Annotated in this window: 6 protein-coding genes; 4 read left to right on the top strand and 2 right to left on the bottom strand. The window is 74.6% G+C overall.

The genetic code is table 11. From position 1 onward, the window contains the following. Nucleotides 1–2,595 (top strand): SARP family transcriptional regulator (locus AA75_RS29820; RefSeq protein ID WP_033823409.1); only part of this gene is annotated, 2,595 nt, incomplete at its 5' end. Nucleotides 2,596–2,634: 39 nt separating this feature from the next. On the opposite strand, the gene AA75_RS49930 is transcribed toward AA75_RS29820, so the two are convergent. Further along, nucleotides 2,635–3,690 carry a DUF6801 domain-containing protein gene (locus AA75_RS49930; protein WP_158515582.1) on the bottom strand — a complete coding sequence of 352 codons (1,056 nt, stop codon included), beginning with the start codon at nucleotides 3,688–3,690 and terminating at the stop codon, nucleotides 2,635–2,637. A 59-nt stretch (nucleotides 3,691–3,749) separates the two neighbouring features. Beyond that, nucleotides 3,750–6,074 (bottom strand): helix-turn-helix transcriptional regulator, encoded by a 2,325-nt coding sequence (locus AA75_RS29810; RefSeq protein WP_255369531.1) that lies wholly within the window; start codon nucleotides 6,072–6,074, stop codon nucleotides 3,750–3,752. A gap of 238 nt (nucleotides 6,075–6,312) precedes the next feature. Between AA75_RS29810 and AA75_RS29805 the strand changes: the two genes are divergently transcribed. The 3 genes from AA75_RS29805 to AA75_RS29795 all read left to right on the top strand — a co-directional run. Further along, a complete protein-coding gene (locus AA75_RS29805; protein WP_033823407.1) occupies nucleotides 6,313–6,996 on the top strand; it encodes a VWA domain-containing protein in 684 nt (227 codons plus the stop codon). A 155-nt stretch (nucleotides 6,997–7,151) separates the two neighbouring features. Next, a complete protein-coding gene (locus AA75_RS29800) occupies nucleotides 7,152–7,997 on the top strand; it encodes a protein phosphatase 2C domain-containing protein (RefSeq protein ID WP_149038451.1) in 846 nt (281 codons plus the stop codon). Further along, nucleotides 7,994–9,179 (top strand): hypothetical protein (locus AA75_RS29795; protein ID WP_149038450.1); only part of this gene is annotated, 1,186 nt, incomplete at its 3' end. The genes AA75_RS29800 and AA75_RS29795, both read left to right, overlap by 4 nt.

The raw sequence follows: 9,179 nt of genomic DNA, 5'->3' as shown, positions 1-9,179 counted from the left end.
GCCCTGGCCGACGCCCTCGGCACCGACCCGGGCGCCGCCCTGCGCGAACGCCACCGGCGCCTGCTGCACGCCGAGCCGCCCGCTCGGCCCGCCGACCCCGCGCGGTCCGCCCCGCCCACCGACGCCGCGCCGACCGGGCCGGACAGCCTGCCCGCACCGCTTACCAGCCTCATCGGCCGCGACGAGGACCTCGCCCGGATCGCCACCCGGCTCACCACCGGGCGCCTGGTCACCGTGCTCGGCCCCGGCGGCGCCGGCAAGACCCGGCTCGCCGTCGAGGCCGCCCGCCGCCACCGCCACGAGTACCGCGACGGCGCCTGGATGATCGACCTCGCCCCGGTCACCGAACCGGCCAAGGTCGGCTCGGCCCTGCTCGCCGCGACCGCGCCGCGCGCCGGCGCCGTGTTCGACACCCGGACCCGAACCGGGGGCGACGAGCTGGACGTCCTCGTCGACCGGCTCCGCGGCCGGGAGACCCTGCTGCTCGTCGACAACTGCGAGCACCTGATCGACGCCGTCGCCCACCTGGTCACCGCCCTGCTGTCCCGCTGCCCCGGACTGCGGGTGCTCGCCACCAGCCGCGAGCCCCTGGCAGTCGACGGCGAGGCGCTGGTGCCCCTCGGCCCGCTCACCCTGCCCGGGCCGGACGACGGCGTCGAACAGGCCCGGCAGGCGGCGTCGGTACGCCTGTTCACCGAACGGGCCGCGGCCGTCCGCCCCGGCTTCGACGTGGACGAGACCACACTGCCCGCGATCCGGCAGGTGGTCCGCGGCCTGGACGGGATGCCGCTCGCCCTCGAACTGGCCGCGGCCCGGCTGCGGACCCTGTCGCTGCCGGAACTCGCCGACGGACTGTCCGACCGGTTCGGGTTGCTCACCACCGGCAGCCGGACCGCGCTGCCCCGCCACCGCACGCTGCGCGCGGTCATCGCCTGGAGCTGGGACCTGCTCGGCGAACAGGAACGCACGGTCGCCGAACGCATCTCGGTCCTTCCCGGCGGCGTCACACCGGCCACGGCCACCGCGCTCTGCGCCGGCACCGCCGTGCCGGCTGCCGATGTCCCCGACCTGCTCGCGGCCCTGGTCGACCGGTCCCTGCTGCAGCTCGCCCCCGACCCCGGCCGCTACCGCATGCTGGAGACACTGCGCGAGTACGGCACCGACCGCCTGGCCGACACGGGCGACCTCGGCACCGTCCGCGACCTGGCCGCCGGCCACTTCGCCGAGCTGATGGCCCGCCACGACCCGCAACTGCGCGGGCCCGGCCAGCTCGCAGCGGTAAGAGTCGTGAGCGCCGAGTACGACAACACGCTCGCCGCCCTGCGCCGCCGCTGCGACACCGGCGACGCACCCGGCGCGCTCGCCCTCACCCTGAACCTGACCTGGTACTGGCAGATGTGCGGCCGACACACCGACGCGGCCTACTGGCTGGGCGAGGCACTGGCGGTACCCGGCGGCGGCCCGGCACCCGACCGCGACTGCGCCCGCGTGATCCACCTGCTCAACCGGGCCCACCTCCGGTCAGGGACGACCGCCGAGGGGACCGCGGCCGACCACGCCGCGATCCGGGAGCTGACCGACCGGCTGCTCGCGTCCCCGGAACTGCCCGGCCCGTACGGCGCGCTCGCCGCCTTCCCACCCACGTTCCGGCAGGAGGCGGAGAGCACGCCCGCGATCATCGAGCGCCTGGCCGACGGCGAGGACGTGTGGCTGTCCGGGCTGGCCCGCATGTACCGGGCCCGGTTCGCCGAGAACGCGGGCGACCTCGACCGGACGCGCACCGACGTGGCATCGGCCCTCGCCTGTTTCCGGCAGACCGGCGACCGCTGGGGCCAGGCCAACGTGCTGCCGATGCGCGCCCAACTGCGGCAGTACGACGACGACCTCGACGGCGCGCTCGCCGACCTGCGCGAAGCCCGGTCGCTGGCAGCGGAGTTCGGCCCGCTCAACCTCGGCGACGAGGTGTTCGACGACCTGCGCTGGATCGACCTCCACCTGCGGCGCGGCGACACCGACCTGGTGACCACGACGATCCACACGGCCCGCGAGCGGGCCCTGCGCGCCAACTCGCCGCAGATGCAGGTCCTGGTCGACGCGTGGGAGGCCGTCTTCCGGGTGCGGCTCGGCGACCTCGACCGGGCACGGGAATTGCTCGACGGAGCCGAACGGAACCTGGACGGCGACTCCCCGTTCCCCGGCGACCACACCCGGACGCTGCTCTCCAACGCCCGGGCGTCGCTGCACCTGGAGACCGGCGACCCGGCCGCCGCCGAGACGGCACTGGCGAACGCGTACGCGGCGGCGCTGCAGACCCGGGACCTGCCCATCCTGTCGCTGGTGGCCGTGAACGCCGCCGCACTCGCCGAGACGCACGGACGGCACCACGAGTCGGCCGTCCTGCTCGGCGCCGCCTCCCGGCTGCGCGGCGCCCACGACCGCACCGACCGGCAGGTCGGCGAGCTCACCCGACGAGCGCGTGCCGCCCTGGGCGAGGAAGCCTTCGCGGCGGCGTACGGGAAGGGCTGGGAGCTGGACGGGAGGGCGGCCGCGGCCGAGGCCGACCCGGCTCGGCTGCGCCGAGCCCTCACCCGCTGACCGGCGGACGGGCGGACGGGGCCCGGTGCCCGGGGCGGCTCAGTGGCGGTGCTCGGACCCGCGTCGGCGCTTCAGTCGCGGTCCGAAGCGGAAGACGGCTGCGGCTATTGCCGTGGCTGCGGCGAGGATGCCCGCCAGGAGGAGGAGCACGCGGCCGGTGCCCGGCCCGCCGGTCGTGGCGCCGGTCGGCGCCGCAGCGTTGACCGTGGACCTCGTCGGGTCCGGTGCCGCAGTACCGGTGGGCACGGCGGTCGCGCCGGCGGAGCCGTCGGAGGCGGGTGGGCCGGCGGAGCCGGTGGGGCTCTGTGTGGCGGTCGCGGTGCCGGAGGCGTCGGACGGATCGGACAGGGGTGAACCGGTCGGGCCGGTGGGTGTGGCGGTCACCGGGGCTGCTGTCGGCCTGCCGGGTGTGCCGGGTATGCCGGGTATGCCGGGCGTTCCCGGGGCGGCCGGGCCGGTCGTCGTCCTCGGCGCCGTGATGTCGACCGTCGCCACGACGTTGTCCTGCCCGGAGTTCAGCGTGCACGGCACGTCGGTCCTGCCCGGGTCGGTGACCTTGCCGTTCTCGTCCTCCGGTACGAGGTGCAGGGTGAAGTTGCCCGCGGTGACCTTCGCGCTGCCCGGTTGGGTGAAGGTGAGTGTCGGTGCGGTGCCGGTCGCCGGGATGTCGAAGGAACCGGACGCCGGGACGTTCGCCTTGGTGATGGTGAGGCGCACGGGGACGCCGATCCCGCCCTGGGGCGCGCCGACGGTGGTCTGCGCGTCCAGCGAGCCCTCGATGATCCTCACCCCGAGGATGTAGCGGAGCCCGAAGGTGAAGGACGCGTCCACCGTGGCCGCCGCGTTGATCGCGAACGGCGGGCTGGCCTCGCCGACCGCGAGCGACCTGGGGATGTCCGTGGAGATCCGCGCGGTGATGGGCTGGGCGCCGATCGTCGGGAAGGTGCAGGTGTACCGCAGCGCCGGAGAGGCCGGCTGCGCGGCCGCCGTTCCGGCCCCGGGGACGCCCACCATCGCGCTCGCCGCTCCCCAGACCGTCGCCACCGCGACGACGGCCCTCATCCAGGTGCTTCGCGCACCGTACTTGGCACTCATGCTCCCCCTCACCCTCACCATCACCATCACCCTCCACTGCACATCTGCACGGCTTCCCGTCAGGTGGCCCGGGCCGGGTCACCGCCGGCCGACGGCCCCGGCCGGCGGGGCTCGTGACGCTCCTGGAATGCCCGGCTCAGGTGGCTCTGGATCCGGGCGTGGCGGAACTGGTAGACCGCGCCGACCTGGCGGAGTACACCTCGTTGGTGGGCGTCGTCCAGGAAGGCGATCAGGGCCCAGGGCAGCCGCCCGGTCAGCGGGAGCCAGATGCGGGCAAGGGCCACCCACTGACCCCAGGCGGTCAGGCTGAGCCCGTACCCGAGCCCGGCGCCGAAGGCGGCTTCGAGCCCGAACACGGTGCCGACCTCGAGTCCGCGGACGGGCCCGTACACGATCCCGTTGAGCAGCCCGACCAGGAGCCCGATCACGAGTGCCCAGGTGACGAGGTGGAAGGCCACATTGCGGCGGTCCATGTCCAGCAGGCCGGCCGGGCTGACGACGGATTCGGTTCTGACGGGAGCTTCGAGCACGGCGATCAGGGCGAACACCAGCCCGGTCGCGAGCGCGATCGCGGGGATGAACACGAGCCCGGTCAGGAGCCCGTCGCCGCGCTGGCCGTCCCCGAGCCCGAGCGGTGCGACGACCCCCTCGTCGATGAGGACAAGCATGGCCATGGCGGCCAGCCCGCACCCCACCCCGACCATGAACCTGGCGCGGGCGTTCCCTCGGGTCTGCCTGGTCCCGCCCGAGAGCTTGATCCGTACGGGGGACGGTTTGAAGGCCTCGCGTTCGGAGGCGTACCAGTACACGAGCCCGAAGAGCAGTCCGGCCGCGAGCCCGTGCAGGACGCCGACCACCAGCCCGCGCACGATCGCGAACCTCAGCCCGTGCGAGGTCGCGACCAGGTCCACCGGCAGGTTCCCGACGGCGGTCGTGACGCCGAAGGCCAGTCCCGCCAGGAATCCGACGATGAGCGTGCGCGAGGAACGGCGCATGCTGGTGCCCAGTTCCCACCAGGCGAGGTCCTGCCGCTCGCGGTCGAGCCGGACCAGGTGATGGGCGAGGTAGCCGAGCCATCGCTGGGCGCGCTCCGGGTCCCACTGCGCACGGTGGGGACGGCCGTTGTCGAGCCGTTCGGGGGCGCGGCGCCGGTAGACGGCGGGGACGAAGCCCGCGAGGAGGTGCTCCTCGATGGCGTGCGGGTCGGGGAACCGGGTGGTGTCCAGCAGTTCGTCCGGCCGGCGGTCGGGGGTGTCGCTGTACATCGTCCGGGCGAGGGCGATCATCAGCGGGGTGCTCAGGGCGGCGGCGAGGTTTGCGCCCCCCGCGCTCTGCGAGAGCCGCGCCTCGTCCAGGACGGTGTCCCAGGTCGCGCCGGGCTCTTCGGGACCGGGAAGGTCCGGGAACGCGGGATCGGTCCGGGGCAGGTAGTTGCGCAGGTCCTCGAGGGTCAGGTCGCGCAGCTCGAGGACGACGGCCGAGGCGAGCGGTGCGTGTTCCGAGCGGACCGCCTCGGTGAACTCGCCGTGACGGCTGGTCAGGACGAGCGGCAGCGGGGAGAGGTTGAGCGCGTCGAGGGCCTCGCCGCGTAAGCCTTCCGCGAGCTCGTCGAATCCGTCGAGGACCGGCAGGATGAGATCGTCGTCGAGGAGGTCCGCGGCGAGCGACTTCCCGCTCGGGACCCGGCGGGCCAGATGCGGGTAGTCGCGCAGCAGCCGGGCGATCAGCCAGTCGCGCAGGGCGACGGCGGTCGGGTCCCAGGAGCCGAGGCTGAAGATCACCGGCACCCGCTCGGACCGTGCCCGGGCGTCCAGCAGGTCCAGCGCGAACCGGATCGCCAGGATCGACTTGCCCGAGCCGGCGCGGCCCAGGACCACCAGCCGCCCGGACGGGATCCGCCGGTAGACCTCGGCCACGCGGCGCAGGTCGCCGCTCAGGTCCACCTCGGACGAGGTGTCACCCGGGGCCAGGCGCTGGGTGTTCTCCGACCGGTCGGACACGCCCGCGGGGACCTGCCGCCACCGCACCGGCAGCGCGAACGGGTGGTGCACCCGGTGCTGGGCCTCCTCGCGCCGCCAGCGCCGCTTGCTCTCCCTGGCCAACTCGTCGGCGGCGTCGGCGAGCGGGCCGTGCGCCCGCGCCGGTGCGGACCTGGGACCGGGCGGCTCCTGCGCCGGTACCTCCTCGGCGCCGCCGACCGCCGCCGTCAGCCGCCGGCGGTCCTCGGGACCTGCATCCAGCGCGTCCGCCAGCCGTGCGACGGTCCCGAGCCGGTGGTCGAAGGGCTTGTCGTTCTCGATCCTGCCGATCGTCCGTTCACCCAGCTGCGCCAGCTCCGCCAGCTGGAACTGCGTCATGCCGGCCTGCTTGCGCAGACGGCGCACCAACCCCCCGAGCGTCTCCGCCACGGCCCGGCCCTTCTCCCCACGATCCGGAACAGGCGTTGAGCCTACCCTGACAACTGGTCATCCATGACCAGTGCTTTGACCTGTGCACTTCTCCGCCCGGACGCCAGCATCAGCGGTGCGGGCCACCGGTCCGGCGGCCCCGGCGGACCTGCCTGCGGCCCCGGCGGACACGCCCGCGACATCCGTGCGTGGAAGTGAAGGAGGCGGATTTCTGATGGCGGAGACGAAGGGCGTCCTGCTGCCGGCCTACGTGGTGGCCGACGAGTCGGGCTCGATGGCCCCGTACCAGAGCGAACTGGGGGGCGGCGTGGCGTCCCTGTGCGAGGGGCTGCGTGCGGAGCCGATGATCGCGGCCAAGCTCCGGCTGGCGGTGCTGGGCTTCTCCGACGATGTCCAGGTCCGGCTCGCCGTGGCCGACATGCGCACCGAGACCACCGTGCCCCGGCTGGAGATCCGCGGGATGACCAACTACCGGGCCGTCTTCGACGACCTGCTGCAGCGGATCCCCTCGGACGTGCAGTGGCTCCGCGGCGAGGGCTACAAGGTGCACCGCCCGGTGGTGTTCTTCCTCAGCGACGGCCTGCCCACCGACGGAAGCGCCTGGCACGGGCCGCACGCCGCCCTGACCGACCGGGGCCGGACCCCCGCCGCCCCGAACATCATCGCCTGCGGGATCGGCGACGCGCAGGCACAGACCATGGTCGAGGTCGCCACCCGGCCCGAGTTCGCCTTCATCGCCAAGTCCGGTGCGGACGTCGGCCGGGCGATCTCGGAGTTCTTCCACTCCCTCACCGCGAGCCTGGTGGCCTCGGGGCACGCCCTGAACTCGTCCAACCCGCAGCTGGTCGTGAACCGCCCGGACCAGTTCACCATGGCCATCGACGAGGTCGGCCTGTGACACCGGGCCGCCGGGAGAACCCGGCCCACCCGGAACCCGCACCCGGCCACCCGCTCGGGCCGCTCACACCGCCACCGCCCCCCTCTGCGCCGCCGCGCGCGCCGTCCGAGCCGGGTCCGGCGCCGTGGCAGCGGATCACGGTGGGCGTCGCCGGCATGGAGTTCGAGGCCCGCCCGCCCAGCCAGTACGCCTTCGACTTCCCCGACAGCGAGTGCGAGGGCTGGTCCACCGACGCCCTCACCCTGCGGTTCGCCTCGGTACGCGGCGCCAAGCACCGCTACTACCGCCAGCCGCGCCAGGACGCGGCCCGGGCGGCCGTGCACGAAGCCACCGACAGCATCGTGTTCGCCGTCGCCGACGGCGTCTCCAGCGCCTCCGAGTCGCACCAGGGCGCCGTCGAGGCCTGCCGGGCCGCCGTCGAGCGGATCCTGCACCTGCTCGACCGGACATCCGGGCCGCTCGACCCCGCCGACGTCGCCGCGCACGCCGCCGAACGGCTGCGGCAGCTCGCCCAGTGGCGGCTGGGCATCACCGAGCCGGGCCCCGCCGAGGTGGCCCGCCTGTACGCCACCACCCTGGTCGCCGGCGCGGTCCGCCCCACCGCCCAGGGCCTGGGCATCGAGCTCTTCCGGATCGGCGACTCCGGAGCCTGGATCCTCGACCGGGCCGAAGGCCGCTACCGGCCGCTGTTCGGCTCGAAGACCGGAACGGACGCCCTGCTGGTCACCAACGAGGTGTCCCCGCTGCCCCTGATCCCCGACCGGCTCGAGACGGCCACCGGACGGCTGGAGGCACCCTGGACGCTGCTGGTCGGCACGGACGGCTTCGGCGACCCGCTCGGCGAGGGCGACGGCCGGGTCGGCGCGCACTTCGCCCGGCACCTCGGCACGCCACCGCCGCCGCTGTGGCTCGGGCACGTCCTGGACTTCACCCGGGAGACCTTCGACGACGACCGCACCCTGCTGGCCCTGTGGCCCCGGAACGAGGCGCGGCCGCGGTGAGCACCGACCCCGCGGCCCCGGTCGACGTCGCCGCCCTGGCCCTGGGGCACCAACTCGGGCAGGGCGGCCAGGGCTCCGTCCACCAGGTGCTCAACAAGCGCATCAACGAGGGCGCCGCCGACGGCGGCTGGGAGATCGTCTACAAGGAGTACAGCCCCGCCGTCCTGCCCCGGCTCGACGCGGCCGCGCTCGAGAACGCCGCGGCCCTGCTCGGCAGGCTCACCGCCGCACAGGGACGCTGGCTCTGCGAGAAGACCGCATGGCCGGCCGCCGTGGTCCGGCGCCAGGGACAGACCTGCGGGTTCCTGATGCGCGCCGTACCCGACCGCTACCACTTCATGCTCCGGACCCTGACCGGCGCGAAGACCGGGTCGCGGCGGCTGGCCACCATGGAGTACCTCCTCAACGACGACGCCTACGTCGCCGGGATCGGACTGGCGGTCAGCGACCGGCACCGGCTGCTCCTGCTCGCCGACCTGGCGGCCACCATGGACCGCCTGCACCGGCTCGGCGTCACCGTCGGCGACGTCTCCCCGAAGAACCTGCTGTTCAGCCTGGCACCCGACCCCGGGTGCTTCCTGATCGACTGCGACGCCATGCGCCTGCACGGTGCGAGCGCACTGCCGCAGGCCGAGACCCCCGACTGGCAGGTCCCCGCAGGTGAGGAGCGGGCCACCCGGGCGAGCGACGTCCACAAACTCGCCCTGCTCGCCGTCCGGATCTTCGCCCGCGACCAGACCACCACCGAGCCCACCGCCCTCGGCGCGATCAGCCCCGCGCTCGGCGACCTGGCCCGCGCCTCGCTCGACCCCGACCCGGCGCGACGGCCCACCCCCGACGTGTGGGCCGAACGGCTCGCCTCGGTCGCGGTCGGCGCGTCCACCAGCACCACACCGAGGGCTCCCCGGCAGCCGAGGCGGCCCACCGGCGGCCCCGGCACCGGTCGACCGCCCGCCACCCCCACCGGGACACCCAGGCCGCCCGGCGCCACCGGGACACCGAAACCGCCCACCTCCGCTGCGGCCAAGCTCGGCAAGGCGGTCGGAGCCCTCGCCGCCGGCGTGGCACTCCTGCTGGTGATCGTCAGCAACCAGCACTCCTCGCAGGCCGACGCCTCCCGAGCGGCCGCCGACGCCCGAGCGGCGAGCTCCCACACCCCGTACGCCCCCCACCTCCCCGCGT

It is taken from the genome of Kitasatospora sp. MBT63 (assembly GCF_000710465.2).
Lineage (GTDB): Bacteria > Actinomycetota > Actinomycetes > Streptomycetales > Streptomycetaceae > Kitasatospora.
This window is presented reverse-complemented; position numbering and strand designations above follow the sequence as displayed.

Coding starts and splice junctions, on each gene's coding strand:
- AA75_RS49930 (WP_158515582.1), bottom strand. CDS start 3,690: ATGAGTGCCAAGTACGGTGCGCGAAGCACCTGGATGAGGGCCGTCGTC.
- AA75_RS29800 (WP_149038451.1), top strand. CDS start 7,152: ATGGAGTTCGAGGCCCGCCCGCCCAGCCAGTACGCCTTCGACTTCCCC.
- AA75_RS29805 (WP_033823407.1), top strand. CDS start 6,313: ATGGCGGAGACGAAGGGCGTCCTGCTGCCGGCCTACGTGGTGGCCGAC.